Below are 26,965 nucleotides of genomic sequence, written 5' to 3' on the forward strand. Positions count from 1 at the left end.
CCTCTCCCGTGGGGCTCGGGCACCACGCCCGCGCCCCACGGGAGCCCGGCTCACGCCTTGGATGCCTCCCACTCCGTGCGGTAGTCGAGGAAGATCTGCCGCAGGTGGTGCCCGATCTTGAGGTAGTCGAGGTCGTCGAGGTTGGCCAGCGAGACCCGCACCGACCACTCCGGGCCGTCGAAGCCGCCGCCGTTGAGCAGCACCACGCCGGTCTGCTCGGCGAGGCGGAAGAGCGGCTCGGTCGGCTCGTACGTCTTCAGCAGGTACTCGGCGAACTCGGGCCCGGCGACGCGCTCGGCCTCGGCCTGGAGGTCGAGTTCGATGTAGTAGCCGGCCCGCTGCGGGTCGTCGGAGATCTTCATCTCGGAGCCTTCGAGCAGCAGTGCGAGCCGCTGGTTCACGATGCCCTGGACCTTGGCCTTGTAGGCCTTGCCCTCGGGGAGCAGCGCGAAGAGCGAGAAGAGCGACATCTGCACCTGCTGCGGCAGGCTGAGCCCGGCGGTGTGGTTGAGCGCCACCTGCCGGGAGTCGGCGACCAGGCGGTCGACGAAGCGGAGCTTCTCGGGGTCGAGGGTGAGGGTGCCGTAGCGGCGGGCCAGCCGGGTCTTCTCGTCGGCGGGCAGGCCCGCGAGCATCTCGTCGATCACGTTGTCCTGGTGCAGCCCGATGACGCCGAGCCGGTGGCCGGTGGCGCCGTAGTGCTTGGAGTAGGAGTAGACGAGCAGGGTGTTGCGGGGCAGCTCGGCGGCGATGGTCCGGAAGCCGTTGACGAAGGTGCCGTAGACGTCGTCGGTGACGATCATCAGGTTGGGGTTCTTGGTGGCGACGATCTGCTTGATCTGGTCGGCCACCCGCTGGGAGAGCGCCAGCGAGGGCGGGTTCGAGGGGTTGACCAGGCAGACCAGCTTGACCGCCGGGTCCTCCAGCTTGGCGACCTCCTCGGTGGGGTAGCGCCAGCCTCGGACACCGGTCTCGGTGAAGGTGCTCGCCTCGATGTTCACCACCTCGAAGCCGAAGGTGTCCAGCTCGGCGATCTCGATGTACGGGGTGAAGACCGGCACCATCAGGGCGATCTTGTCGCCCTTGTGCAGGATGCCGTTCTTCATCAGGCTGTCGAAGATGTAGCACATCGCCGCCGTGCCGCCCTCGGTGGCGAACACGTCGAGCTGGTCGGCCGGCGGCTCGGAGTCCATCAACTCCTCGCGCAGGTAAGCCCGGACGACCTGCTCGCCGTGCACGAGCATCCGGTCCGGCACCGGGTAGTTGTCGCCGATGGTGGAGTCGGCGAGTTCGTGGATCCACGCGTCGCGGTCGAAGCCGAAGCGCTCGACGGCCAGGTCGATGCAGGCCGTCAGCAGCTCGATGCCGGGCAACTCCGGGTGCGTACGGGCGAAGTGGTCGTAGCGGTCGGCGATACCGAGCTGCTCGGGCATGCCGCCGAGGTTGTCGGCCGTCCAGACCCGGCGGCTCTCGGAGAGCGAGAAGTGGCCGAGGGCGAGGAACGCCTCGCGCGGGCCGGTGGCGATCCAATTCGGGTTGCCACGACCGGCGTTGAGCATGTGGGAGTTGGACTTTCCCTTCTGGCCCGGCTGGTCGGCCTGGTAAGCCTGGGCGAGCCTGATGAACTCGCCCTTGAGCTCGAAGGGGCTGAGCTGCGAGAGGCGGCGGATCTCGTCACGGCTGATCGAAGGCTTGCTCATGGGTGTGTCAACTCTCCTTGTAGGGGGCCGGGTCAGCCGAGGAGCGCGACGATGATGGCGCCCCAGATGGTGAGCAGGACGTTGCCTGCCGCGTACGGGATGGTGTAACCGAGCGTCGGGATCTGGCTCTTGGCCTCTTCGTTGATCGCACCGATCGCCGCCGTGGTGGTCTGCGCCCCGGCGACCACGCCCATCAGGATCGGGGTGCGGATCCTGAACACGTAGTGGCCGACCAGGATGCCGACGATCAGCGGGATGACGGTGGCGACGGCGCCCCAGACCAGCAGGCCCCAACCCGCCTGCGAGAGACCGCTGGTGAAGCCGGGCCCGGCGTTGACACCGACGATCGTGATGAACGCGCAGAGCCCGAAGGTGTCCATGAACCACTGGGCGCCGGGCGGCACGTTGCCATAGGTCGGGTACCGGCCGCGGATCCAGCCGAAGACCAGGCCCATGATCAGCGCACCGCCGGAGGTGGAGAGGCTGATCGGCACGCCGCCGGCGGTCAGCGCGGGGATGCCGATGCAGCCGCCGAGGAAGATGCCCAGGCCGACCCAGATCATGTCGGTGGCGAAGCTGGTCGGCACGGTCTTGCCGAGCGCCTTCGTCGCCGGGTCGACCAGCCGCTTCGGGCCGGTCAGCACGAGCGTGTCACCGCGCTCCAGCTTGGTGGAGAGCCGGTACGGGAACTCCGCGCCCGAGCGGTACATCTTGTCGATGAACACACCGACCATGAACGGCTCGCGCCGCACCTCGGCGATCGACTTGCCCAGGTACGCCTTCTCCGAGACGACCACGTGCAGTTGCTCGGTCTGGTAGCTGAGCAGCCCGGCGTCGTCCGTCTCCGGGCCGATGTGGGAGACCGGGTCGAAGTCCACCAGGTCGTGCCGGAGCGCGCTGACGGCGACCACGTCGCCGCGTTCGATCACCGTCTGCTGGGTGTGGTCGAGGATCGAACCCTCGCGGCGCACCCGGGTGACGTAGATCCGGCGGCCGAGCTCGTTCTGCTGCGCCTCGATGTCGTCGATGGTGCGGCCCACGAACCCGTTCACGGCGCTGAAGGCGCGCAGCACGACCTCGTAGTACCCCTCGGAGAGGTCGGGGTTGGACTCGGGGGCGTCCAGCTCGATCGCCAGTTGCTTGCTGTCGGCGGCGAGGTTGCTCTTCAGCAGGCGGGGGGCGATGTTGGCGAGCAGGATCGCGCACAGGATGGTGCCGAGCGGGTAGGTGACCGCGTACCCGATCGGGACGAGGTTCTGCTCGGCGGTGATCTGGTCGGCGGTGAGGCCCTGGATGTGGCCGATGGCGTCCTGCGCGACGCCGATGACGGCGGACTGGGTGAGCGCGCCGCCGAGCAGACCGGCGCCGAGGCCGGGCCCGTAGCCGAGGAACTTGTCGAAGCCGTAGCAGACGCCGAGGCCGGTGACGCAGACCACGACGGCGACGCCGACCTGCGGCAGGCCGTCCTTCTTCAGGCCCCGGAAGAACTGCGGGCCGACCTTGTAGCCGAGGGCGAACAGGAACATGATGAAGAAGACCGACTTCACCGTGCCGTTGATCGTCACGTCGGTGACCCAGCCGGTGAACAGCCCGGCGATCAGACAGCCCGTCACGGCGCCCAGGCCGATGGCCTTGTAGCGGACCTTGCCGACCAGGAAGCCGATCGCGATGGTGAGGAAGATCAGTAGCTCTGGATACGGTTTGAAGACGTGTGAGGTAATCCAGTCCATGCTGATCCTTTACGGGGGGACGGCGTCGTATCAGGTGCTTCAGGACAGCCCGAGGATGCCGACCAGGACGGGCCCGGTCAGCGGGAGCAGGAAGTTCGAGAGGGTGTACGTGATCGTGTAGCCGAGCATCGGGACGCTGCTCTGGGCGACGTTGCTGACGGCGGTGATCGCGGGGGTCGAGCACTGCTGCCCGGCGATCGCGCCGATCAGGATCGGCGGGTCGATCTTCAGCAGCTTGCGGCCGACGAAGAGCGAGAGCAGGGCCGGGACGACGACCATCAGGATGCCCGCGGCCGGGAGCAGCACCGGGTACTGCTTGAGCAGCGGCCCGGCGTCGGGCCCTGCGGCGAGGCCGGTGACGGCGATGAACATCGACAGGCCGAGGTCCTTGGCGGTCTGGGCGGCCACCGGGGGGTACGCGCCGAAGGTCGGCCGCTGGGCGCGCAGCCAGCCGAAGACCAGGCCGGCGATCAGGCAGCCGCCGCCGGTGCCGAGTGCGAGGTTGACGCTTCCGGCGTGGACGGTGACCATGCCCAGCAGCACACCGACGCAGATGCCGAGGCTGAGGTAGATGTAGTCGGCGGTGTCCTGCCGGACGGTGGCGCCGACCTTGGCGGCGAAGCGCTCCACCTTGGCGCGGGAGCCGACCACGGTGAGGGTGTCGCCCTGGTGCAGCTCCGTCTCGCCGACGGCGGGCAGGTGGTGGTCGACGCGCTGGATGTCGGTCAGGTAGACGCCGCCGACGGCCTCGGGCTCGCTCGCCCGCAACGCGGTGACGGTCCGTCCGCTGACGGCCTTGTTGGTGACGACGACCTCGCGGACGGCGAGCGGGCTGTCCAGCCCCGGCACGCCGGAGGTCTCCGGGCCCAGCTCGTGCCCGGTGTCCATCACGGACTCGCGCCGGCCGACGACCAGCACCCGGTCACCCCGGCGCAGCTTGAGCGCCGGTTCGACGGTGAGCACCTGCTCGGCCCGCTTGACGCCCTCGATCGAGACCAGCTGCCGCGAGGCGGCCTCCAGCTCGCCGACACTGCTGCCCTCGCCCTGCGAGACCAGGTAGGTGCGGCCGACCAACGGTGGCAGCGAAGCCTGCTCGTCGGCGCCGAGGCTCGCGTCCGCCCCGCGCATCCGCTCCCAGATCTGCCGGGACGCCTCCGGCAGCTTGATCCGCATCATCATCGGGAAGATCTGGCTGGTCAGCATGACGATGGTGATCAGGCCGAAGAGGTAGCAGACCGAGTACGCCGTGGCGACGTGCGCCTGGAGTTCACTCGACTGGTCGGGGGTGATGCCCGCCAGCTTGGTGATGGCCTCCTGCGCGGTGCCGACCACGGCGGATTCGGTCGCGGCGCCCGCGAGGATGCCGGCGGCGGTGCCGACGTCGAGGTCGAAGCCCTTGGCGAAGCCGAGGGCCAGCAGGATGACGACCAGCGCCTCAAGCACCGACAGGATGCCGAAGCGCAGCCCCTTGGCGTTGAGGTTGGCGAAGAACTGGGGCCCGGCGATGTAGCCCAGCGAGAAGATGAAGAGGGCGAACGCCACGTTCTTCACGTCGCTGTTGACGGCGACGTGCTGGGCGCCGAGCAGCATCGAGACGATCAGGGTGCCGCAGATCCCGCCGAGCTGGATCGGGCCGACCCGTAGTTTGCCGACCAGGTAGCCGAGCGCCAGACAGGCGAACAGGGCGAGGACGGCGTTCTCACGCAGCAGGCTCACCGTGCGCCCCCTGACGTGGGGGGCTCGGGGCAGCTCCGGGTGGAGTGCAGAGGTCTGATCATGAGTGCGATTAGATCGTACTTATGACGGTATGTCCGCTATTAACACTCCCGTGTTGCTACTGTCCGCCGACTGGGCGGCCGCCGACTCCCTCCCGCCCGGTCGGTCTAGGCTGACGGCATGACCTACCTCGCCGCCGACGGCCGCTACTCCTCGATGACCTACCGCCGGGCCGGACGCAGTGGGGTGCAGCTCCCCGCGGTCTCGCTCGGCCTCTGGCACAACTTCGGCGACACCCAGCCGCTGGAGGTGCAGCGTGCCGTGCTGCGCCGGGCCTTCGACCGGGGCGTCACGCACTTCGACCTCGCCAACAACTACGGCCCGCCCTACGGCAGCGCCGAGCGGAACTTCGGCCAGCTCTACGCGCTGGACTTCCGGCCGTACCGCGACGAGCTGTTCATCGCCTCGAAGGCCGGCTACGACATGTGGCCCGGCCCGTACGGCGACGGCGGCTCTCGCAAGTACCTGCTGGCCAGCCTCGACCAGTCGCTCGGCCGGATGGGGCTGGAGTACGTCGACGTGTTCTACTCGCACCGCTACGACGAGAGCACGCCGCTGGAAGAGACCATGGGCGCTCTCGACCAGGCCGTCCGCTCGGGCCGGGCGCTCTACGCCGCGATCTCCAACTACCCGGCCGAGCAGCACCGCGAGGCGGTCGCGATCCTGCGGGAGCTGGGCACGCCCGTGCTGCTCAACCAGGCCCGGTACTCGATCCTCGACCGGGGGGTCGAGCGCGACGGCGTGCTGGACGCCGTCGGCGAGACGCAGACCAGCCTGATCGCCTACTCCCCGCTCGCCCAGGGGCTGCTGACCGACCGCTACCTCAGCGGCGAGATCCCGACCGGCTCGCGGATGTCGGTCGGCCACTTCCTCAAGGAGGAGGCGCTCAGCGCCGCGAAGCTGGAGCAGCTGCGGGCCCTGGCGAAGATCGCCGAGCGGCGTGGGCAGAGCCTCGCGCAGCTGGCGCTCTCCTGGGTGCTGCGGGACGACCGGGTGGTCTCGGTGATCATCGGTGCGAGCAGTGTCGCCCAGCTCGACCAGAACCTCGACGCGCTCGCCGGCGGCCCGCTGACGGCCGAGGAGCTGGCCGAGATCGACCGGCTGAGCAGCTGACCGATGCAGGCCGCCGGGCGGGGTCAGTACTGACGAAGGCCCGGCCAGAGCGCTGACCACGGCCGGTGCGGGCCGGTGCAGAGCACCAGTGCGGCGTGCTGCTCCTGGTTGGCGAGGTGGTGGCCGCTGTCGATCCGGGCGAGGGTGCGGCAGTCGGTGAAGGGCTCTTCCAGGCGGGCGGAGTCGGCCTGGTGGAGCAGCAGGACGGGCCCGTCGTCACCGTCCGGGGGCGGGCCCCAGTCGTACAGGCTCATGTGGCCGGAGTACGCGGTGGGCAGCCCCTGGGCCGGGCCGTAGCGGGCGAGGGCGCCGGCCTCGCCGTAGTTCGAGACGAGCAGGGCGGCGTGCGGCCGCTGGTCGGCGGGGATCACCGCCCAGGCCGCCGCCGTGGCGCGGACCAGCTCTGGCCAGCCGACCTGCTCGCCCTGGTCGGCGTCCACGGCGTTCGGCACGGCCAGCGTCGAGACCGGCAGCAGCGGCAGGGCGGCGAGCGCACTGGTCGCCGCCGCCAGCAGCAGCTGGGGCCGGAGGCTCCGCCAGGACCGCCCGGCCCGTTGGAGGGCGGGTTCGCAGCCCGCCGCCGTCACCGCGAGCAGCAGCGGGAGCGGGTAGTAGGGCTTCCCGCCCCCGACCAGGACCAGCCCGCAGAGCACCGGGTACGCCACGGCGAGCGGCCGGGCCCACCGTAGCTCCTCGGAGCGGAGCAGGCTGCGCAGGCCGACCAGCGCGATCGGCACCAGCAGCGGTGAGAACTGGAGCAGCTGGAGCGGCAGGAAGAGCAGCCGCCCGGACACCCCCTCGATGTGGCTGATCACCCGGGCGACCTCGAGCTCGGGCCAGCCGTGGGCGGCCTGCCACCAGAGGGTCGGCCCGGAGACGGCCGCCGCGACCAGCAGCGCGAGCAGCACACCGGCCACCGGTCGGCGCAGGGAGCCACGCGGCGGCCGGGAGACGAGCACGCCCACCAGGAGGGCGAGCAGCAGCGACAGGACGAGCTGCTTGTTGAGCAGCGTGACGCCGACCGCCGCGCCGAGGGCGGGCCACCACCGGGCGGCCCCGGTCCGCAGCAGCCGCAGGGTCAGCAGCAGGACGCCCAGTTGGGCCGTCAGGTCGAAGGTGCTGGTGGAGAGCAGGTGGCCGACCGCCAGCACGTACCCCGAGCAGGCGCAGCACCCGGCGGCGAGCAGCTGCCCGCCCCGGCCGGCGCCGGTCTCGCGTGCCAGCAGGGCCGTCAGCAGCACGGAACACCCCGACAGCAGGGCGGGCAGCACCCGCAGGCCGGTCGGCGTCGGGCCGAGGACGGCCGAGGCGGCGCGGGCCAGCAGAGGGGTCAGCGGCGGCTGGTCGACGTACCCCCAGGCCGGGTGCTGACCTGCCATCAGGAAGTAGAGCTCGTCGCGGTGGAAGCCGTACCGCCCCGAGAGGGCGATCAGCACGGCGGCGAGCAGGGCGCCGACCGCCAGGACCGGGCGGAGCGCGAACGGCTGGAGCTTGCCCCACTGCGGACTTGGTCGACCATTCCCCCGAATGCTCACCGCAGCAGTGTGTCAGTCGGTGGTCGGGGCGGCCAGGGGCCCGGCAGTGTCGCCTGCCGGGCCCTCGGGCCGCTTGGTCGCTTGGTCGCTCAGGCCATCGGGGCGTACTTGTAGCCGACCCGGCGGACGGTGACGATCGTGTCGCGGTAGGCGGCGCCGAGCTTGCGGCGCAGCCGGGCGACGTGCACGTCGACGGTGCGGCCGTCGCCGACGTGGCCGTAGCCCCAGACGGCGGAGACCAGGTGGTCGCGGGTGTGCACCCGCTGCGGGTACTCGGTGAGGTGGGCCAGCAGCTCGAACTCCAGGTACGTGAGGTCGAGGAGCTTGCCGTCCACCCAGGCGTTGCGGCGTTCGACATCGACGCTGATGCCGCGCGGGCGGGGCAGCGCCCGCGACACCGGCTCCGCCACGGGAGAGGCGGCGGCCGGTCCGGTGGTTGCAGCCGGTCCGGTCGGTGCCGTCGGTCCGGTCGGTGCCGTCGGTACGAGGACGAGGTAGCCGACCAGCGGCCGGCCGGTCGCGGCCGTGCCGAGCTGGGCGCCGTACTGCGCCAACAGGTCCTGCGGGATGGCGGACTGGGGAAGCGTGGCGACGACGGTGGCGCCTGCGGGGAGGTTGTCGACGAGCTCCGCCAGGGCGGGCTGCGGATGCTGGTGCGGCACCGGGGGGTACCTGCGCTCAGCGGTCGAAGGGACGGACCGGACCGCGCGCAGGTGCGGGGTCGCGGAGGGCAGGGGAAGGGTGGCCGTGAAGGAAGACATGGTGCCGCTCTTTCGCGCGTGACGGATGGTGGGTCGTCTGCGCGTCGAACCTGGCGTGCTACCGGGCTGACGAAGGGTCAGCGGGCGGAGCGCCGGGACGCGCTGGGTGAACCCGGACACGTCTGGTCGAAGAGGTGCGGCTGTCGGGACGGCCAGAACGGCTCAAGGTCGAATCGACCCTGGGCGCTGTCCACGACGTGTTTCATGCGGTCATTCAATCAGATGGAGGACGCGTTGTGCCTCATCAGGTCGGAGGTCTTCCGTTAACAATGTTGTGCGCGCGTTGCGGCAGCGTGTTCCACCAGCCGGATGAGCAGCTCCTTGCCGTCCTCGCGGCGGCGGGCGTCGCAGAGCAGCACGGGCACCCCCGGATCCAGGTCGAGCGCGGCCCGGACGTCGTCCGGCGCGAAGACCTCGGTGCCCTCGAAGCAGTTCACCGCGACGACGAACGGGATGCCGCGCTGCTCGAAGAAGTCGACGGAGGGGAAGCAGTCGGCGAGCCGCCGGGTGTCGGCGAGCACCAGCGCGCCGAGCGAGCCCTGCGCCAGCTCGTCCCAGACGAACCAGAACCGGTCCTGGCCCGGGGTGCCGAAGAGGTAGAGCGCCAGGCCGGGGCGCAGGTCGATCCGGCCGAAGTCCATCGCGACGGTGGTGGTGCGTTTCTCCTCCACCCCCGAGGTGTCGTCGACCGGGCGGCCGAGCTCGCTCAGCTGCTCCTCGGTGCGCAGCGGGCGGATCTCGCTGACCGCGCCGACCAGCGTGGTCTTGCCCGCGCCGAAACCTCCGGCGACGAGGATCTTGAGGGCGACGGCGCCCCAGGGGGAGGACGGGGCGTCAGAGAGCACGGAGGCCATTGATCACGTCTCGTAGCAGGCGCTCGTCCGGCAGCCCGGTGAGCGGAACGGGTCGGGTGACGCTGATCAGCTCGGCGTCGTGCAGGTCACCGAGCAGCACCCGGACGACACTGACCGGCAGATCGGTGTACGAGCCGAGTTCGGCGACGCTCAGCGGCTCGTCCCGGCAGAGGGAGAGGATGGTGTGGTGCTCGGGGTGCAGCTCCGGATGCAGCTCGGGGGCCGGGGCCTGGCCGGGCGGCGCTTCCGTGGCGGTGACGAGCGAGATCAGGTCGAACAGGCCGTCGGCGGGCCGGGCCCGGCCCCGGGTCATCGAGAAGAGCCGCACCACCGGGCCCGCTTCGTCGTCGAACCAACGCTCCTGCACGGGCGGTCCGGAGACCGGTGGCCCGGCCTCGGGTGCGGCTTCCTCGGTACTCATCGCGACGGTCATCCCCCCTCCGACCCGCGCTACGGCGCGGGCTCGGTCCTCGCGTCGGCGGAGAGGTGCTCGCCGACCCGCTTCACCAACAGTGCCATCTCGTACGCGATCTGGCCGACGTCCGACTCCGCCTCGCTCAGCACGGCGAGGCAGCTGCCGTCGCCCGCCGCCGTGATGAAGAGGAACGCCTCGTCCAGCTCGACCATCGTCTGCCGGACTCCGCCGACCTGGAAGTGCCGGCCGGCGCCCTTGGCGAGGCTGTGGAACCCGGCCGCGACGGCCGCCAGGTGCTCGGCGTCCTCGCGGGCGAGACCGCTGGACGTGCCGGTCGCGAGCCCGTCGCTGGAGAGGATCACCGCGTGCCTCAGGGCCGCGACGCGTCCCACCAGGTCGTCCAGTAGCCAGTTGAGCTCGCCGGACGGCTGCGCCGGAACGGTCATGATTCGGTTCCTTCCACTGATGAAGCAGGCTGTGCTGTTGGTACGCGTGGTGCGACCGGCCTCGGCGGTGCCGGGAGGGCCGGGGGCACCGGTGAGGCCGTGAGCGCCGCGCGGAGCGGCTGCGGGATCGGGCCGGGTGCAGGGACGGGTGCGGGTGCGGCTGTGGGGACCGGCACGGACGGCGGGTCGGGGACGACCGTCAGCGAGGCGGGCTGGAGGCGGTCGCTCCGGCCGCGCTGGAAGCCGCGCTGGAAGGAGGCGAAGGTCGAACGAGCCTCCTCCGGCGAGCGTTCCCGGGTGGCTTCGGCGGGCGCGGCGGCCTCGCCGGTGACCGGCTTGAGCTGAGGCGCGAGGCTGGCCTGCCGGACGCGGCGCGGCAGCAGCCCACCGGCGGCGAGCTCGGCCGCCGGGTCCGCCGGTGCGCCGGCCGGTGCCCCAGGCTCAGCCGGGTGGTCGGCGCGGCGGTGCCGGCCGGTGCCGCTCTCGTCGGCGCCCTCCGCGTTGCCCCCTGCTGCAGCGCCCGTGGTGGAGCGGCGGCGCGGGAGGCCGCCGGGGGTGCGGGCCGGTTCGGCGGCGGCGGGGCGGGGGCCGCCCGAGGGACGCTCGGTGGTGCGTACGGGCTCGTCCGCCGTGACGGGCGCGGCGTGGCTGCGCCGGTGGGTGCCGTCCTCGCCGAGCGCCGGCACGGAGACCAGCTCGCGCTGGCCCCGGTGGCTGACCGGGCGGGCCGGGGTCTGGGCCACGGGCGGCGCCGCCGGCTCCATCGCCTCGGCGAGCAGCTCGCGCGGTATCAGCACCACGGCCGCCGTGCCGCCGTACGGCGAGGGCCGCAGGTGCACCCGGATGCCGTGCCGACGGGCCAGCCGGCTGACCACGAAGAGGCCCAGCCGGTCGGTGTCGGCGAGGTCGAACTCCTGCTCCTCGGCGAGCCGTTCGTTGATCCCGGCGAGTGCGAGCTCGCTCAGGCCGAGGCCCCGGTCGTCGATCTCCAGGCAGAAGCCGTGCGCGACGACCTCGCCCTGCACCGTGACCTGGGTGTGCGGAGGCGAGTAGACGGCCGCGTTCTCGACCAGCTCGGCGATCAGGTGGGTGACGTCGGCGACGGCGCTGCCCAGCAGCCCGGTGCCGGGGAAGGGCCGGACGATCACCCGGGCGTAGTCCTCGACCTCGCCGACGGCGGCCCGGACGACGTCGACCATCCGGACGGGCTTGCGCCAGGCCCGCCCCGGCGAACCGCCGGAGAGGATGATCAGGCCCTCGGCGTGACGGCGCATGCGCGTCGTCAGGTGGTCGAGCTTGAAGAGGTCCTCCAGCTCGCCCGGGTCCTCGGTGCGGCGCTCCATGGTGTCCAGCAGCGTCAGCTGACGGTGCAGCAGCACCTGGCTGCGCCGGGCCAGGTTGACGAAGACCGCCGACACGCCACGGCGCAGCTCCGCCTGCTCGACGGCCGCCTCGAAGGCGACCCGCTGCACCTCGTTGAAGGCCCGCCCGACCTGTCCGATCTCGGTGGGGCCGAACTCCAGCCCGGGGGACTCGGCGGCGACGTCGACCGCCTCGCCCCGGCGCAGCCGGAGCATCACGGCGGGCAGCCGGGTGCCGGAGAGGTCGAGGGCGGCGTTGCGCAGGTTGATCAGCTCGCGGGCCAGGCCCCGGCCGATCCGGTAGGAGATGACGATCGAGAGCACCACGGCGATCAGGCCGACGAGCCCGGCGATGCCGCCGCGCACCAGCTGGTTGACGGCGTAGGCCTTGGCGCGGGCGCCGAGGGTGGCGGTGAGCCGGGTGTTGAGGTCGCCGAGGTCGTCCAGGGCCCTGGCAGCGGTCGAGTGCCAGGCGTTGTCCGCGCCGGACTTGACGGCCTGGATGTGGTCCTGGCTCTGCTGGAAGTAGTCCTCCTGGCTGACCATCGCCTGCCAGTTGCTGCCGGCCCGCAGGTCGCGGTAGTCGGTCTGGTCCTGCGCGCCGAGCTCGCGGACGTAGATGCCGAGCAGGGCGCGCTGGTTGTGCAGCGCGTCGAGGGCCGCCTGCACCATCTGGTCGGACGGCTTGGAGGTGGCGCGCAGACCCTCCATCGCGGCGTCCTCCTGGGCCAGGTACTCACGGGCACGGACCAGCTCGATCAGGATGGTTCCCTGGCGCGGCAGTTGGCCGCTCTGTCGGCTGAGGAAGGCGGAGCGGAAGGCGAAGACCGGGTCGACGAGGTCGTTGTACTGGCCGATGACGTACGACCAGCTGTTGGCCTTGCGGTCGACCTGGCGGCGCAGCGTCGTCAGCTGGTCGCCCTCGGCGAGCACGTCCTGGAAGCGGGCGCGCTGGTTGCGGTCGAGCGAGCCGGCGTCGGAGCCGTGCGACTGGTAGCGGAGCAGCTCCAGGTCACGGTCGGTGACGGCCTGGGCCTGCCGGTAGGCCTCCTGGGCGGCCGGGGCGTTGGGGTCGGCCAGCCGCAGCACGGCCGCGCGGCGCTCCTCCTGGAGGTCGCGGGCGTACTGGTCGGTAGGCGTGCCGAAGGCCCGGTAGGCGGTGCTGACGTCGAGTTGGGCCCAGACGTCTCCGGTGGTCACCAGGCTCGCGTACACCCAGAGGCCGGTGAGCGCGATGATGGGCACCATGAGCAGCGCGATGATCTTCGCGCGGATCGAGCTGCGGCGCAGACGCATGGAGTCCTCGGTCGGGAAGGCCAGGCGTGGACGAGGGAGTGGGCTTCGGGGTCGCCCGACGGCACTGCCCGGCCGACGGATCTGCGCGAGCTTACTACTCCCTGACCACTCGTTCGAAGGGCCTGGAGGGAAGGGTTCGGGCAGCTGCCGTGATCATCCGGATCTGCCGGATACGCCCGCTTTGACCGGATCGGCGGCCCGTCCACCCGGCCCCCGCCCCCACCCACGCCACCGGGTGACCGGCGGCACCCTGGGCATTGGCACGTGCCGATCCGCCGGAACGGCCCGTACGGTCTGGGCAGCGCTGCGGTGATCGGGTAGCTTCGTCCGGACCGTCCGGGAGGTGCGAACCGGGACGGTAGGGCACGGGTCGGCTGCGAAGCCGGGCTTGGCGTACGGGAATCGGGGGCGGGAGTTTGCGCGAAGGCGGCGACCTCGCGATGCCCGCCCCGGCGGTGGGCGGGCTGGCCGACTCGGTGTTCGACACCGCCGAGCGCACCCCTGCCCTGGTGCAGTTCTCCAGGCGCGAGGGCGAGCGCTGGGCCGGCGTGACGGCCGTCGAGTTCCGCGACGAGGTCATGGCCGTCGCCAAGGGCCTGCTGGTACGCGGCGTCCGGTACGGCGACCGCGTCGCGGTGATGTCCACCACCCGGTACGAGTGGGGGCTGTTCGACTACGCACTCTGGTCGATCGGCGCCGTCCCGGTGCCGGTCTACCCCACCTCCGCCGCCGAGCAGGTGCGCTGGATCCTCGCCGAGACCCAGGCCGTGGCCTGCGTGGTCGAACACGAGGACCACGCGATGACGGTCGGCGCGGTCTGCGACGCACTGCCCGACCTCACCGGCATCTGGCAGCTGGACCGGGGCTGCGTGGCCGCCCTCGCCGAGGACGGCCGGGGGGTGCCGGACAGCCTGGTGCACCGCCAACGCCTGGGCGTCACACCCGAGTCCGTCGCGACCGTGATCTACACCTCGGGCACCGGCGGCCACCCCAAGGGCTGCCTGATCACCCACGGCAACTTCGCGGCCGAGGCGGACGCGCTGCTCTCCGGCTGGGGCGAGGTGTTCCGCGACTCCGGCGGCGAACCCCCGGCCACGCTGCTCTTCCTGCCGCTGGCGCACGTCTACGCGCGGGTGATCCAGGTCGCGGCGGTGCGCGGCGGCATCCGGCTGGGCCACCACGGGCTGCTCTCCAACGACTCGCTGCTGCCCGCCATCGCGTCCTTCCGGCCGAGCTTCCTGCACGTCGTGCCGTACATCTTCGAGAAGGTGTACCAGCGGGCCCGGCAGGCCGCCGAGGAGGCCGGGCGCGGCGAACTCTTCGCCCAGGCCACCGAGGTGGCCATGGAGTGGGCCGCCGCCCGCGAGCAGCGCGCCTTCGGGCGCGGCCCGGGGCCGGGCCCGGCGCTGCGACTGCGGCACGCCGCGTACGACCGGCTGGTCTACCAGCGGCTGCGGGCGGTGTTCGGCGGGCGGGTGCGCAGCGTGATGTCCGGCGGGGCGACGCTGAGCCGCGAGCTGGCGCTGCTCTTCACCGGCGCCGGGATGCCGGTCTACGAGGGCTACGGGCTGACCGAGACCACCGCCGCCGTGACCGCCAACCGCCCGGGGCGCGCCAAGGCGGGCACCGTCGGCACACCACTGCCCGGCGTCTCGGTGGTGATCGCCGAGGACGGCGAGATCTGGGTCCGCGGGGCGACCGTCTTCGCCGGGTACCTGGGCCTGCCGCCGAGCGCGGACGACTGGTACGACGGCTGGTTCGGCACCGGTGACCTGGGCGTCCTGGACGAGGACGGCCATCTCACCATCACCGGCCGGAAGAAGGAGCTGATCGTCACCAGCAGCGGCAAGACCCTCTCCCCCACCGCCCTGGAGGAGCGCGTCCGGGCGCACCCGCTGGTCAACCACTGCCTGGTGGTCGGCGACAACCGGCCGTACGTCGCCGCCCTGATCACCCTCGACCCGGAGGCGCTGGCGTACTGGCTGAAGGCCCACGGGCGCGAACAGCTGGACCCCTGGCTGGTGTTGACCGACAGCGAGCTGCACGCCGAGATCCAGCGGGCCGTCGCGGCCGCCAACACGGCCGTCTCCCGCGCCGAGTCGATCCGTGCGTTCCGGCTGCTCCCGGGCGAGTTCAGCGTCGGCCAGGGCCAGCTGACGCCCTCGCTGAAGCTGCGCCGCCGGGCCATCGTCGAGATGTACGCGGCCGACGTCGAGGAGCTCTACACGGCCTGACAGACCTGGCCGTGCCCCCTTGACGGGCCGTCTGGTCCAGTCCATTGTGTGGCACGGCCTGTGTGCGGCATGCCGACCCGCTCCCGCCCCTCCGGGAGCCTTCCACCCTGCCCCCACACAGGAGTTGTCCTCGTGCCCACCACTCTTCGCCGCCGCATGTCCGCATGTGCCGCGACGGCGGCCCTCTCGGTGCTCGGCCTCGCCGCCCCGGCCGCGCACGCCGACGGCGGCCCGGCAGTCTCTGCCACTCCGGCGGTCAATCTTGCGACCAACCCCGGCTTCGAGATCCCCACCCTGCCGCTGGCCGACTACGGCTCGATCCCCGGCTGGAACTGCGGGGCGGCCGAGGCCGGCCTCAGCACGGCCGCGCACAGCGGCGGTTCGGCCCTGGCGGTGACCCCGGCGAACGCCGACAGCACCGGCGAGTGCAGCCAGACCGTCTCGGTGCGCCCGTCCAGCACGTACACCCTCTCCGCCTGGGTGCACGGCAGTTACGTCTTCCTCGGCGCCACCGGCACCGGCCACGACGTGCCGCCCGCCTGGACGGGCGGCACCGGCGACGGCTGGCAGCTGCTCACCACGAGCTTCACCACCGGCGCCGCCGACACCTCCGTCCGGCTGGCCCTGCACGGCTGGTACGGGCAGGGCGCGTTCACGGCGGACGACGTCCAACTGAGCGGCCCGGCGCCGGAGCCCGCGCACGCGACCTGGAACGTGCCGACCGACGACAAGGTCGTCTTCTTCACCATCGACGACGGCTGGCAGGCCACCCCGGAGGCCGCCCGGTTCATCGCGGACCACCAACTCCCCATCACCGCCTTCCCGCTGCCGATGCCATCGGGTTGGAACGCGGACTACTTCAAGAGCGTCACCGCCGTGCCCGGCTCGTCTGTCCAGGACCACACCGTCTCGCACCGCGATCTCACCACGCTCTCGGCCGCCGAGCAGCAGGCGGAGATCTGCTCCGCGCGCGACACCGACCTGCGGCTCTACGGCACGGCGCCGACGATCTTCCGCCCGCCGTACCTCACCTGGAACGCCGACACCCTCCAGGCCGCCGCCAACTGCGGGATCAGGACGGTGCTCACCGCCACCGCCGACTTCAGCTGGGGCGCGTCCAACGTCTACCGGGGCGGCGCCCTCCAGCCCGGCGACGTCGTGCTGATGCACTTCACCGACACCCTCGCCACAGACCTCCAGCGGGCCCTGACCGCCGCCCAGGCGGCCGGTCTGAAGCCTGCCGGTGTGACCGACTACCTGCGGTAATCCCCCTTCGTCCTCAGGAGGTTCCACCCCACATGGAACGCACCCGGATCACCCCGCCCACGCAGTCGCCCCCGCCCACGCAGTCGCGCAGAAGAGCGCGCGCCCGTCGCCCGCTCGCCGCCGTGCTCGGACTCGGCCTGCTGGCCGGCGGTGTCGCCGCCCTGGCGGCGGGCGCCGACGCCTCGGCCACCACCGCCCTGGGCAGCAACTGGTACGCCAGCGCCCCCTACCTGATGCCCGAGGACAACTCGCCGCCGGACGCGGCCGCCGTGATGGACGCCACCGGCCAGAAGGCCTTCCAGCTCGCCTTCATCCTGGACGGCGGCAGCTGCCGCCCGGCCTGGGGCGGCACGTCCTCGATCGACACCGACACCACCATGCCCGCCGTGATCAAGACCATCCGGGACAAGGGCGGCGACGTCTCGGTCTCGGTCGGCGGCTACGGCGGCACCAAGCTCGGCCAGACCTGCGGCAGCCCGGAGGCGACCGCCGCCGGGTACCAGAAGGTGATCGACAAGTACGGGCTGAAGGCGATCGACTTCGACCTGGAGGAGCCGGAGTACGAGAACACCGCCGCGATCCACAACGAGATCAGCGCGGCCCGCATCCTCCAGCAGAACAACGCCGGTCTGTACGTCTCGATCACCACGGCGGGCACCAACGCGGGCACCGGCTGGTTCGGCACCCAGATGCTGAACGAGGCGAAGTCGCAGGGCTTCACGCCCGCCAACTACTCGATCATGCCGTTCGACGGCGGCTTCAACGGCGCGGCGGCCCAGACCGACGCGCTGGTGAAGTTCAACGCGATCCTCCAGTCCACCTTCGGCTGGAGCGAGGCCACCGCGTACGCCCACGAGGGCGTCTCGCTGATGAACGGGCGCACCGACGCCGCCGAGTACTTCCGGCAGGCCGACTTCCAGACCGTGCTCGACTTCGCCACCGCGCACAAGCTGGCCCGCTTCACCCACTGGTCGGTCAACCGCGACCGCCAGTGCGCGGGGACGGTCGACCCGGGGCTCTCCGGCTCCTGCTCCAGCGTCGCCCAGAACGACTGGGACTTCACCAAGTACACCGTCCGCTTCGCCGGGGCGACCCCGCCCACCTCTCCCCCGTCGGGCTCGCCGTCCTCCTCGCCCTCGTCCTCCCCGTCCTCGCCGGGCGGCTGCGCGGTGGCGGCCTGGGACAGCACGAAGGTCTACACGGCGGGCAACACCGTCTCCTACGGCGGCCACAAGTGGCACGCCAAGTGGTGGACGCAGAACGAGAACCCGAGCGCCAGCGGCCAGTGGGGCGTCTGGGCCGACGACGGCCCCTGCTGACCCGAGCAGCACGACGGGGGCGCGGGGATCACTCCCCGCGCCCCCGTCGGTTCACAGGCCTCGGACCGGTCAGACGCCGGCGCTGAACGCCGGGTAGTAGCCACCCGACTGGCCGGCGGCCTTGGGGTGGTAGCTCTCGTAGATCGGCCAGGTGGTGCTGTTCAGCCAGGTGGTGCCGCTGCCACAGATCTCGTGGGTGGTGAACCGGCTGCGCACGTCCTCGAAGGTGAAGCCCGCGTTGGCGGCTCTCTTGGCGATCACCCCGTCGAGGGTGTCAGCGGCGCTGTTGATGGCGGCCCGCTTGGTGTCGCCGATGCCGAAGATGCAGCTGCCGCCGATCTGGTAGAGGTGCGGGTAACCGAGCACCACCACATGGGCGTTGGGCGCCTTGCTGTGGATCGTCGAGTAGAGCTGGTCGAGCTTGCCGGGCAGCGTGTTGGTCGCGTACGCCTGCCCGGCACTGACGGCGGAGAGACAGGCGCTCTCGTCGTCCAGCACACAGGTCTGCATGGTGCTGGCGAAGCCGGCGTCGTTGCCGCCGATGGTGATGCTCACCAGGGTGGTGGCGGAGTTGAGCGCCGAGACCTGGTTGTTGAGCACATCGTCGGTCACCGCGCCCGAGCAGGCGACGTCGGTGAAGGAGGTCGTACTGTGGGCGTTCTTCCAGAGGTACGGGTAGGCATTGGTACTGCGGTAGCAGCTGCCGCTCTCGCTGGTGTAACTCCCGGCGCCGACACCGGAGGAGTACGAATCCCCCAGCGCGACGTAGTTGACCGATACCGCTTGGGCGGTGCCGGCGGCGGCGACAGTGGACAGGGAAAGCGCGATCGCCAGGCCTGCAGCGGACACAACACGGGCCGTTCGCATGAGCTCCTCCACGGGTGGGTGGTGTGGGTCACACTTTTGATACCAGGCAGTAGCTTGGTACGGATAGTGGTCATGCCAAAGTTGTTGCGGATGGTCGCTCTTGTGGCGCACTCAGTTCAGGAGAGTGTCAACTCACCGGCATTGCACGGCTATTGACAGAACGGCAGGGCCGGGAGTAGTCACCGGCCGGACAGGAAGGCAGCACCGCCGGGCGGGAGCTCCTCGATCGTCTCGTTCGCCGCCGCCGGGACTCCCAGCCGCACCACGGCGGTCGCGACCGCCACCCGGGCCTGCCGGAGCCCCGGCGCACCCCAGCCGAGCAGCTCGACGGCCAGCCCCGGGGCGACCAGCAGCCGCCGGTAGTGCCGCCCCGACGCCGGATCCGGCGCGGTCGGCCCCACCCCGCGCAGGGCGGCCGTCATCCGCACCCGGGCGCACTCGTGCCCGCCGTTCGCGGAGCCCACACGGTCGTACAGGTACCCCAGGTAGTGCGGCGCGCCGATCACCGCCTGGGCCTCCTCGGCGGCCTCGCGCGCCAGCGCGGCCGCCGGATCGCCGCCGTCCTCGGGCTCCAACGAGCCGCCCGGCAGACTGACCACACCGTCCTTCGGATTGACCAGCGTCAGCACCCGCCCGTCCGGCACGAACAGCCACCCCCAGGACTGCTTCACCGGCAGCCCCTCCGGCACGCCCTCCCCCGGACGCCACGGCCACCCCGCAGTCGGACGCCGCCGCACCCGGCCGAGCAGCTCGGCGATCTCCGCGCTGTACTCGATACGGCCCATACGTCCTCCCTCCGGTGCCCGGCGCGCCCGACTGTTGATCTTCCCCGAACACGCGACCGATGAACAGCCCTGACGCCCGCCCTGGGGCCGGAAGTGTGACCCGGGGCCGGAGCCGGGGGCGCGAGGCTCTGCCCTACTCACTGCGTGCGCGACCAACCACCCACGTCCGTGGACCCCTGGCCGCGCAGCCCCGCACCCCTGGGGCCGGCCGCGTCACCCCAGCGGGAACCCCGCCTGCGCGCCACCGGCCTCCGCCGCCGGGACGACGGTGGCCGTCTCACGGGCGGTCATCGGCCGGAGCCAGCCGTCGACCAGCGCCCAGCCGTACGCGCGCCCCTCGGAGTGCAGCAGCAGCTCACCCGCGCCGCAGCCCGCCACCGCCGCCGCGAGCGTCACGCAGAAGGCCTCCACGTCACGCCCGCCCGACGCGGACTCGCCGGAGCCCGTGCACAGCGCGGAGCCCGCCGCCAGCACCTCCCCGTCGACCAGGCCGACCGAGCGGATCGAGAGCCGGTGGCAGCCCTCCCCCGCCCCGGCGGCGAGGGCCAGGTAGACCTCGGAGACGTACTGGAGGATCTCCGTCAGCCGCTCCTCGGGCTGCTCGGCCCAGCCCAGCGACTCCAGCAGCGAGGCGCAGCCGACGGTGACCTGGAGGCGGGCCAGCTGGTCCGCCTCCAGGGCGGGCAGCAGGGACGGCAGGGCCTGGCCGCCGTACCGGAACGGCTCCCCGGCGAGCTCCGGGTCGGCCGCGTACGCGACCCGGGCGACGGGGTCGGCCGGGTCGAGCTGGTGCTCCTCGCAGAAGTCCTCGAAGTCGACCGGCGCGAGCACCCGCAGGTGCACGTCGACGCCGTGCCGGTGCAGCACCCGCAGCTGCACCTCGGTCTGCTCCAGGTAGGACGCGTAGTCGGCCGACCCGAACAGGCCGTGCCGCCCGAGGCTCGCGAAGTCCGCCGTGCTCGCCGCCACCGCGAGCGCGACGGGCTGCCGCAGCGGCGCCCGGCCGGGCCCGCCCGGGGCGCGCAACCTGGTCCGCTCCCTGCCGTGCTCGGGCCTGCGCTTCTTCGCCATGAACTCTCCCTGCTCGACGGGCCCGGCCGACGCCGGGCCACCCGCGCCGGCGCTGCCACCGACGCCGCCGAACATACCTACCGTGACTGACATTCGACGCAGTGTCACCGAGCGGGGGCGGGCGACGGGAGGGATTGTCGGAGGCTGCTGTGATACTCGGTGCGTGAGACTTCTGCACACCTCCGACTGGCATCTCGGCCGTTCCTTCCACCGGGAGAGCCTGCACGACGCCCAACGCGCCTTCCTCGACCACCTGGTGGCGGTCGTCCGGGAGCAGCAGGTCGAGGCGGTGCTCGTCGCGGGGGACGTGTACGACCGCGCGCTGCCCGGCCTGGAGGCGGTCGGGCTGTTCGACGACGTGCTGCACCGGCTGGCCGAGCTCGGCGTGCCGACGGTCTTCATCAGCGGCAACCACGACTCCGCCCGGCGGCTCGGCGTCGGCGCCGGGCTGATCGACCGCGCCGGCATCCACTTGCGGACGGACCCGGACGGCTGCGCCGTGCCGGTGCTGCTCGCCGACCGGCACGGCCCGGTCGCCGTCTACGGGCTCCCGTACCTGGAGCCGGCCCTCACCCGTGAGCGGTTCGGCCTGGAGCGCGGCGGGCACGAGCAGGTGATCGCCGCCGCGATGGCCCGGGTCCGGGCCGACCTCGCCGCACGGCCGGCGGGGACGCGGGCGGTGGTGCTGGCGCACGCCTTCGTCGTCGGCGGCGAGCCGAGCGACAGCGAGCGGGACATCACCGTGGGCGGGGTGGCCGCCGTCCCCGCCGGGGTCTTCGACGGCGTGCACTACGCCGCGCTGGGCCACCTGCACGGCTGCCAGACGCTCGCCCCGCACCTGCGCTACAGCGGCTCACCCCTGGCGTACTCGTTCTCCGAGGTGCACCACCGCAAGACCATGTGGCTGGTCGACCTGGCCGCCGACGGCTCCGTCACCGCCGACCGGGTCGACTGCCCGCAGCCCCGCCCGCTGGCCGTGCTGCGCGGTCGGCTGGCCGACCTGCTGGCCGACGAGGCGCTGGCGGTGCACGAGGAGGCCTGGGTGCAGGCGACACTGACCGACCCGGCTCGCCCGGCCGAGCCGATGGAGCAGCTGCGGCGGCGCTTCCCGCACACCCTCCAGCTGCTCTTCGACCCCGAGCACACCCCGGGGACCGAGCACCCCTCGTACGCGTCCCGGGTCAGCGGCAGGCCGGATCTGGAGGTCGCCGAGGGCTTCGTCCGGCACGTCCGCCCGGGGAGCGAGCCGGACGAGCTGGAGCTGCGCTGGCTGCGCGAGGCGTTCGAGACCGTCCGGCAGAGCGCCGACCACGAGCAGGAGCTGCCCCGGTGAGACTGCATCAGCTGACGGTCACCGCCTTCGGCCCGTTCGCCGGCACCGAGCACGTCGACTTCGACGAGCTGGCCGCCGCCGGGCTGTTCCTGCTGCGCGGCGCGACCGGGGCCGGGAAGAGCAGCGTGCTGGACGCGGTCTGCTTCGCCCTCTACGGCGAGGTCCCCGGCTCGCGCCGGGGCAACCCGCTGCGCAGCGACCACGCCGAGGCCGACGTGCCGACGCAGGTGCGGCTGGAGGTCACCCTCGGCGGGCGGCGGCTGGAGATCACCCGCTCGCCCGAGCAGCGGCGCCCCAAGCGCCGGGGCAGCGGCTTCACGACCGAGAAGGCACAGACCCTGCTCCGCGAGTGGGCTGCCGACGCCGGTGACGGGGAGCCGGGCTGGCGGGCCGTCAGCCGCTCGCACCAGGAGGCCGGGGAGGAGATCCGGCAGCTGATCGGGATGAGCCGCGACCAGTTCTGCCAGGTCGTGCTGCTGCCGCAGGGCGACTTCGCCCGCTTCCTGCGGGCCGACGCGGGCGAGCGGGCGGCGCTGCTGCGCCAGCTCTTCGACACCGGCCGCTTCGAGCAGGTCGAGCGCTGGCTCGCCGAGCAGCGCCGCAGGCACGAGGCGGCCGTCGCCGCCGGGCGGCTGCGGCTGCGTGATCTGGCCAGCCGGGCGGCGGAGGCCGCCGGTCCGGGCGCGGAACCGCTGGACGACTGGGTGCCCGCCGAGGACGCGGGCGTGGCCGGGCCGGCCGACGCCCTGCCGGCCTGGGCCGCGATCCTGCGCGGCGGGGCCGCCGAGCAGCTGGCCGTCGCCCACTGCGCGCTCGGCACCGCCGAGGCGGAGCAGACGGCCGCCCAGCAGTGGCAGGAGCGGACAGGTGAGCTCGCCGACCGCCAGCGCCGTCACCGCGCCGCCGTCACCGAGGCCGCCGAGCTGGCCCGGGGCGCCGAGGAGAGCTCCCGTGCCGAGCGTCGGCTGTCGGCCGCACAGGCCGCCCTCGGGGTGGAGTCCCTGCTGCGCCTGCGCGACAACGCCCAGCGCGAGGCGGGCCTGCGCACGGCAGCTCTGCGCGCTCTCAACCAGAGCGACGGCCGGGGCGGCGGTCCGGGCGACGGCTGGGGCGATAGTCAGCGCATCGAGGACCTCGCCGAGGCCGAGCGGGGCATCCGCGAGCAGCTCGGCCGGCTCGCCGCGGCGCGGGCGGACGAGCAGCGGCACGAGGCGCTGCTGCGCCAGGCCGCGCAGCTGACCACCGACCAGAGCCGGGCCGAGGAGCTGGCCGAGGAGTCCCGGGAGTGGCTGGTCGACTACGACGCGCGGGTGCGGGTGCTCCAGGAGCAGCAGGAGCGGGCTCAGGCGGCCGGGATTCGGGTCGAGCAACTAGACGTACAGCGAGCAGAGTTGGGCGATCGACTGGCCGCCGCCCAGCGGCGGGACGGGCTGCGCGGGCAGGTCGCCGAGGCGGAGGGCGAGCTGCTGACGCTCCGCCGGGTCGCACTCGACGCCCGAGCGCTCGGCCTGGAGCTGCGCGAGCGGCGGCTCGCGGGGATGGCCGCCGAGCTGGCGGCGCAGCTGGGCGAGGGCGAGCCGTGCCGGGTCTGCGGCTCGGCGGTGCACCCGGCCCCGGCCCGGCCGACGGGCGCCCAGGTCAGCGCGGCGGACGAGGACCGCGCCCTGGCCGAACAGGCCCGCGCGGAACGGGCATCCAGCGCCGCCGAGGCCGCGCTGACGGCGCTCAGGGTGGCGGAGGCCGAGGCGGCGGGCGCCGCCGGGGGCCTCGGTGTCGCGGAGCTGCGGGCCGAGCTGGGCGCGGCCGAGGCGGCCCGCCGCGAGGCACTGGGCGCGGCCGACGGGCTCGGCGCGACGGCGCACCGGATCGCCCGGCTCGAAGCCGAGCAGCGCGAGCGGCAGGCCCGGCTGCGGGAGGCCGGGGAGCGCGGCGCCGCGCTGTCCGCGCAGCTCGTGACGCTGGCCGCCGAACGCGCGGAGCTGGGGCGGCGGGTCACCGAGGCACGCGGCGACGCGCCCTCGGTCGCCGCCCGTGGTGCGGCACTCGCGGCGCAGGCGGACACGCTCGGGGCGGCGCTGGCCGCCGCCCGTGGGCTGGCGGAGGCGCAGTCCCGCCTCGCGGACGCGGAGCGGGAGTTGCTGGCAGCCGCGCGGGCGGCGGGCTTCGACGGTCCCGAGGAGGCGCGCTCGGCGCTGCTCCCCGCGGGCGAACGCACGGCGCTGCAGGCCCGGCTGGAGTCCCTGCGGGCGGCTCGGGCCTCGGCCGAGGCCCGGTTGGCCGACCCGGAGTTGGTGGCGGCCGCCGCGCTGGCCGCCGCCGATCTGCCCGGTGCGCAGGACCGCCTGCGGGCCGCCACCGCGCGGCTGCGGCAGGCTGCCGCCGCCGAGAGCGCGGCCCGCGAGCGCACCGCCGCACTGGCCCGGATCAGCCAGGAACTCGCCGCCCTGACCGCCGAGTTGGCCCCCGCACTGGACCTGTTCAACCGGATCGGCCGGCTCGCCGCCCTGGCGGCGGGCACCTCGACGGAGAACCAGCTGCGGATGCGCCTGGAGTCGTACGTCCTGGCGGCCCGGCTGGAGCAGGTCGCGGCGGCGGCGAGCGACCGGCTGGTCCGGATGTCAGGCGGCCGCTACACCCTCGTCCACAGCGACGACCGCGCCTCCGGCAACCGCCGCTCCGGCCTGGCCCTGCGGGTCGTGGACGCCTGGACGGGCAGCGAGCGGGACACCGCGACGCTCTCCGGCGGCGAGAGCTTCTTCGCCTCCCTCGCCCTGGCCCTCGGCCTGGCCGACGTGGTGACGGACGAGGCCGGCGGCATGCCACTCGACACCCTCTTCGTCGACGAGGGCTTCGGCAGTCTGGACGAACAGACCCTGGAGGAGGTGATGGACGTCCTGGACGGCCTCCGCGAGCGCGACCGCGCGGTCGGCATCGTCAGCCACGTCCCCCACCTGCGCTCCCGCGTCCCGGCCCAACTGCTGGTCCGCAAGGGCCGCCGAGGCTCCACCCTCCGCCCGATCGGAGAGCGATTCTGACGCATGTCCACTCGATCGGATGACAGCTGACGCCGTGTCAGTTTAACTCCGCCCCCTCGGAACATGATGCGCCTGGATGGCGCCCTCAAGGTGCGCCGCCGGCAGTCATGAAAAGGGTGGTTCGTATGGCTAGTTCTGGTGGAGAGCCGATCCCGTCGATCACCGACGCGACGCTCACCGACATTGCGACCAACGGCATGTGGGAGGGTGCGGGCCTCAACCCCAGCCCGGCGGTCCTCGCCGTGGCCCGAGCCCTGCTCGCGGCATTCCAGGGCGAGGCGGTCGGCGAGCTCCCGGTGGAGATCGCGGGTGAGGTGGCCGACGTCCAGCAGCGGGCCATCGTCGACTTCCCCCACATCCAGTCGGGCAAGATCAAGTTGTCGGCCTTCTCGATCAAGCTGAACGACGGGGAGCCGCACCCGGTCGTGATCATGCCGGCGGGCTGGAGCCCGTACGGCTGGCTGCCGTTCATGTACTCCTACGTCTCGCTGGCGCTGCGCGGCTACCACGTGCTGGCCTACACCCCCCGGGGCCTCGGCACGCCGGGGTGGCCGTCCACCTCCGAGGGCTTCATCGATGTCGGCGGGCCCAGCGACTGGGCCGACGGCTCCGTCGTGATCAACTACGCGCAGGAGTACTTCACCCCGAGCCGGATCGGCTTCCTCGGCGAGTCCTACGGCTCCGGCATCAGTCAGCTGGTCGCCGCGCACGACCCGGAGAACCGCGTGGCCGCCGTGGTCGCGCTGAGCACCTGGGGGAACCTCGCGACCAGCCTGTACGACAACGGCACCCGGCACATCAAGGCGGCCGAGCTGCTGCTGGACTTCACCGGCGGTGAGCGGGAGGAGAAGTTCGACCCGGCGACCTACCAGCTCTTCGAGGGCTTCCTGAACGGTGCGGCCACCGAGGCGGTGGTGGAGTGGGGTGCCGAGCGGTCCCCGCAGACGTACGTGGAGCACACGAACAACAACGGCACCCCCACCTTCATCTCGAACACCTGGCACGAGAGCCTGTTCCCGGCCCAGTCGATGGTCGACACGTTCGCCCGGCTCCAGGTGCCGAAGCGGCTGAACATGTGGATCGGCAACCACGGTGCACCCGAAGGCGCAGGCCTGGCCGGGCTGGTGAGCGGCCTGCCGTTCCCCGGGCTGCGGACGCCGATGCAGGAGGCGTACGCCTGGCTGGACCATTACCTGCTCGGCGTCGACAACGAGGTCCCGGACTGGCCGGAGGTGAACAACCAGGTCATGTTCACCTACAAGACGGCCCCGGTCCCCGGCGGCAGCCACCGGATCACCACCCCGGCCCGCCGCGAGACGAGCCCGTCGTGGGGCGATGTCACCAGCAGCAGCGAGGTCTGGTACCTCACCGGCACCGGCGGCTCCGGCGACGGCGCCCTGACCGAGAAGCCGACGCCCGGCTGGGAGCGGGACTTCACCGCCGGCAGCCTGACCTCCGCCACCGCGATGGAGGCGATCCTGAAGACCGGGCAGAAGGAGTGGTTCGGCAACCCCCTGGAATACCAGCTGGCCAAGTTCGAGCGGCCGCAGCTGCTGGTCTGGTCTTCGGAGCCGCTGGACGGGCAGGGCGGTGTGGCCCGGCGCATCCGCGGCACCGCGACGCTGCGGTTGGCCGTCCGCAGCACGGCCGACGCGGCCACCCTGGTGGCCTACCTGTTCGACGTCGCCCCGGACGGCACCGCGCGGATCATCACGCACGAGCCGTTCACCGCGTACAACCTGACTGCGGATGAGGACCGCGCCGTCGCCTGGCAGCTTCAGCCCGCCGCCTACGACCTGCCGACCGGCCACCGCCTCACGCTGGTCGTGAACAGCCGCGACGAGCTGTACGAGTTCACCGGTACGGACGGCAGCACCACCTTCATCTCCTCGCCGAGCGTCGGCGAAGCCCGGCTGGAGCTGCCGCTCGGCTGAGCGAAGAGCTCGCAACGCCCTCGGAGTCGGACGGCCCGCCGCAGCGCCGCGGCGGGCCGTTGGCACACCCCGCCGTCGGGTCCGGCCGGTCTGGGGGCGCCGGCCCAAGTGGCCGACTCGTAAGTCCTTCGGGG

General features: G+C 72.6%; 19 protein-coding genes. 7 read left to right on the forward strand and 12 right to left on the reverse strand.

What is annotated here, in order from left to right; translation table 11 throughout:
- Positions 1-50: 50 nt before the first annotated feature.
- Genes ACR68M_RS04730 through aspT (ACR68M_RS04740) form a run of 3 tightly spaced genes read right to left on the reverse strand, consistent with a single transcriptional unit; the run spans position 51 to position 5,146 of the window.
- Entirely contained in the window at positions 51-1,700 is a 1,650-nt protein-coding gene (locus ACR68M_RS04730) for a bifunctional aspartate transaminase/aspartate 4-decarboxylase (protein ID WP_441249129.1), read from the reverse strand.
- A gap of 32 nt (positions 1,701-1,732) precedes the next feature.
- Positions 1,733-3,430 (reverse strand): aspartate-alanine antiporter, encoded by a 1,698-nt coding sequence (gene aspT, locus ACR68M_RS04735; protein WP_441249130.1) that lies wholly within the window; start codon positions 3,428-3,430, stop codon positions 1,733-1,735.
- A 39-nt stretch (positions 3,431-3,469) separates the two neighbouring features.
- Positions 3,470-5,146 carry an aspartate-alanine antiporter gene (aspT, locus tag ACR68M_RS04740; protein WP_441249131.1) on the reverse strand — a complete coding sequence of 559 codons (1,677 nt, stop codon included), beginning with the start codon at positions 5,144-5,146 and terminating at the stop codon, positions 3,470-3,472.
- Positions 5,147-5,326: 180 nt separating this feature from the next.
- Here aspT (ACR68M_RS04740) and ACR68M_RS04745 point away from each other — a divergent pair, with 180 nt between their 5' ends.
- Positions 5,327-6,319 carry an aldo/keto reductase gene (locus tag ACR68M_RS04745; protein ID WP_441249132.1) on the forward strand — a complete coding sequence of 331 codons (993 nt, stop codon included), beginning with the start codon at positions 5,327-5,329 and terminating at the stop codon, positions 6,317-6,319.
- Positions 6,320-6,342: 23 nt separating this feature from the next.
- Here the strand turns inward: ACR68M_RS04745 and ACR68M_RS04750 are convergent, their stop codons facing one another.
- The 6 genes from ACR68M_RS04750 to ACR68M_RS04775 all read right to left on the reverse strand — a co-directional run bounded on the left by ACR68M_RS04750 (position 6,343) and on the right by ACR68M_RS04775 (position 12,987).
- Entirely contained in the window at positions 6,343-7,854 is a 1,512-nt protein-coding gene (locus tag ACR68M_RS04750; RefSeq protein ID WP_441249133.1) for an ArnT family glycosyltransferase, read from the reverse strand.
- 89 nt (positions 7,855-7,943) lie between these two features.
- Positions 7,944-8,615: a winged helix-turn-helix domain-containing protein gene (locus ACR68M_RS04755; protein ID WP_441249134.1), complete on the reverse strand. Its 672-nt coding sequence runs from the start codon at positions 8,613-8,615 to the stop codon at positions 7,944-7,946.
- A gap of 263 nt (positions 8,616-8,878) precedes the next feature.
- On the reverse strand, positions 8,879-9,469 hold the full coding sequence (locus tag ACR68M_RS04760) for a GTP-binding protein (RefSeq protein WP_441249135.1): 591 nt from the start codon (positions 9,467-9,469) through the stop codon (positions 8,879-8,881).
- The gene (locus ACR68M_RS04765) at positions 9,450-9,890 is read right to left on the reverse strand and encodes a DUF742 domain-containing protein (RefSeq protein WP_441249136.1); all 441 of its coding nucleotides are present in this window, start codon (positions 9,888-9,890) and stop codon (positions 9,450-9,452) included. Before ACR68M_RS04765 ends, ACR68M_RS04760 begins: the two co-directional genes overlap by 20 nt.
- Before the next feature lie 29 nt (positions 9,891-9,919).
- Positions 9,920-10,330: a roadblock/LC7 domain-containing protein gene (locus ACR68M_RS04770; protein WP_441249137.1), complete on the reverse strand. Its 411-nt coding sequence runs from the start codon at positions 10,328-10,330 to the stop codon at positions 9,920-9,922.
- Complete coding sequence (locus ACR68M_RS04775) at positions 10,327-12,987, reverse strand: sensor histidine kinase (RefSeq protein WP_441249138.1); 2,661 nt, start codon at positions 12,985-12,987, stop codon at positions 10,327-10,329. The genes ACR68M_RS04770 and ACR68M_RS04775 overlap by 4 nt, the downstream gene beginning before the upstream one ends.
- A 440-nt stretch (positions 12,988-13,427) precedes the next feature.
- Here ACR68M_RS04775 and ACR68M_RS04780 point away from each other — a divergent pair, with 440 nt between their 5' ends.
- The 3 genes from ACR68M_RS04780 (at position 13,428) to ACR68M_RS04790 (ending at position 17,806) form a co-directional block, all read left to right on the forward strand.
- Positions 13,428-15,221 (forward strand): AMP-dependent synthetase/ligase, encoded by a 1,794-nt coding sequence (locus ACR68M_RS04780; protein WP_441251512.1) that lies wholly within the window; start codon positions 13,428-13,430, stop codon positions 15,219-15,221.
- 132 nt (positions 15,222-15,353) lie between these two features.
- Positions 15,354-16,487 (forward strand): polysaccharide deacetylase family protein, encoded by a 1,134-nt coding sequence (locus ACR68M_RS04785; RefSeq protein ID WP_441249139.1) that lies wholly within the window; start codon positions 15,354-15,356, stop codon positions 16,485-16,487.
- Positions 16,488-16,519: 32 nt separating this feature from the next.
- Positions 16,520-17,806: a chitinase gene (locus ACR68M_RS04790; RefSeq protein WP_441249140.1), complete on the forward strand. Its 1,287-nt coding sequence runs from the start codon at positions 16,520-16,522 to the stop codon at positions 17,804-17,806.
- Positions 17,807-17,875: 69 nt separating this feature from the next.
- On the opposite strand, the gene ACR68M_RS04795 is transcribed toward ACR68M_RS04790, so the two are convergent.
- The 3 genes from ACR68M_RS04795 to ACR68M_RS04805 all read right to left on the reverse strand — a co-directional run bounded on the left by ACR68M_RS04795 (position 17,876) and on the right by ACR68M_RS04805 (position 20,622).
- Positions 17,876-18,673, reverse strand: coding sequence for an SGNH/GDSL hydrolase family protein (locus ACR68M_RS04795; protein WP_441249141.1), 798 nt, complete (start codon positions 18,671-18,673; stop codon positions 17,876-17,878).
- Between the two features lie 179 nt (positions 18,674-18,852).
- Positions 18,853-19,458, reverse strand: coding sequence for an NUDIX domain-containing protein (locus ACR68M_RS04800; protein WP_441249142.1), 606 nt, complete (start codon positions 19,456-19,458; stop codon positions 18,853-18,855).
- 213 nt (positions 19,459-19,671) lie between these two features.
- Complete coding sequence (locus ACR68M_RS04805; RefSeq protein ID WP_441249143.1) at positions 19,672-20,622, reverse strand: hypothetical protein; 951 nt, start codon at positions 20,620-20,622, stop codon at positions 19,672-19,674.
- Positions 20,623-20,692: 70 nt separating this feature from the next.
- On the opposite strand from ACR68M_RS04805, the gene ACR68M_RS04810 reads away from it, so the two are divergent.
- The 3 genes from ACR68M_RS04810 (at position 20,693) to ACR68M_RS04820 (ending at position 26,831) form a co-directional block, all read left to right on the forward strand.
- Positions 20,693-21,862 carry an exonuclease SbcCD subunit D gene (locus tag ACR68M_RS04810; protein WP_441249144.1) on the forward strand — a complete coding sequence of 390 codons (1,170 nt, stop codon included), beginning with the start codon at positions 20,693-20,695 and terminating at the stop codon, positions 21,860-21,862.
- Positions 21,859-24,897: an AAA family ATPase gene (locus ACR68M_RS04815; RefSeq protein ID WP_441249145.1), complete on the forward strand. Its 3,039-nt coding sequence runs from the start codon at positions 21,859-21,861 to the stop codon at positions 24,895-24,897. The genes ACR68M_RS04810 and ACR68M_RS04815 overlap by 4 nt, the downstream gene beginning before the upstream one ends.
- A 125-nt stretch (positions 24,898-25,022) precedes the next feature.
- On the forward strand, positions 25,023-26,831 hold the full coding sequence (locus ACR68M_RS04820; protein WP_441249146.1) for a CocE/NonD family hydrolase C-terminal non-catalytic domain-containing protein: 1,809 nt from the start codon (positions 25,023-25,025) through the stop codon (positions 26,829-26,831).
- Positions 26,832-26,965 lie beyond the last annotated feature (134 nt).

Source organism: Kitasatospora sp. McL0602 (genome assembly GCF_052076145.1).
Lineage (GTDB): Bacteria > Actinomycetota > Actinomycetes > Streptomycetales > Streptomycetaceae > Kitasatospora.

Excerpts from the sequence above, each read along its gene's own strand:
- ACR68M_RS04800 (WP_441249142.1), bottom strand. The coding sequence starts at position 19,458 with ATGGGCCGTATCGAGTACAGCGCGGAGATCGCCGAGCTGCTCGGCCGG.
- ACR68M_RS04775 (WP_441249138.1), bottom strand. The coding sequence starts at position 12,987 with ATGCGTCTGCGCCGCAGCTCGATCCGCGCGAAGATCATCGCGCTGCTC.
- ACR68M_RS04790 (WP_441249140.1), top strand. The coding sequence starts at position 16,520 with ATGGAACGCACCCGGATCACCCCGCCCACGCAGTCGCCCCCGCCCACG.
- aspT (WP_441249130.1), bottom strand. The coding sequence starts at position 3,430 with ATGGACTGGATTACCTCACACGTCTTCAAACCGTATCCAGAGCTACTG.
- ACR68M_RS04765 (WP_441249136.1), bottom strand. The coding sequence starts at position 9,890 with ATGAGTACCGAGGAAGCCGCACCCGAGGCCGGGCCACCGGTCTCCGGA.
- ACR68M_RS04730 (WP_441249129.1), bottom strand. The coding sequence starts at position 1,700 with ATGAGCAAGCCTTCGATCAGCCGTGACGAGATCCGCCGCCTCTCGCAG.
- ACR68M_RS04780 (WP_441251512.1), top strand. The coding sequence starts at position 13,428 with ATGCCCGCCCCGGCGGTGGGCGGGCTGGCCGACTCGGTGTTCGACACC.
- ACR68M_RS04820 (WP_441249146.1), top strand. The coding sequence starts at position 25,023 with ATGGCTAGTTCTGGTGGAGAGCCGATCCCGTCGATCACCGACGCGACG.
- ACR68M_RS04770 (WP_441249137.1), bottom strand. The coding sequence starts at position 10,330 with ATGACCGTTCCGGCGCAGCCGTCCGGCGAGCTCAACTGGCTACTGGAC.
- ACR68M_RS04755 (WP_441249134.1), bottom strand. The coding sequence starts at position 8,615 with ATGTCTTCCTTCACGGCCACCCTTCCCCTGCCCTCCGCGACCCCGCAC.
- ACR68M_RS04760 (WP_441249135.1), bottom strand. The coding sequence starts at position 9,469 with ATGGCCTCCGTGCTCTCTGACGCCCCGTCCTCCCCCTGGGGCGCCGTC.
- ACR68M_RS04795 (WP_441249141.1), bottom strand. The coding sequence starts at position 18,673 with ATGCGAACGGCCCGTGTTGTGTCCGCTGCAGGCCTGGCGATCGCGCTT.
- ACR68M_RS04805 (WP_441249143.1), bottom strand. The coding sequence starts at position 20,622 with ATGTCAGTCACGGTAGGTATGTTCGGCGGCGTCGGTGGCAGCGCCGGC.
- ACR68M_RS04745 (WP_441249132.1), top strand. The coding sequence starts at position 5,327 with ATGACCTACCTCGCCGCCGACGGCCGCTACTCCTCGATGACCTACCGC.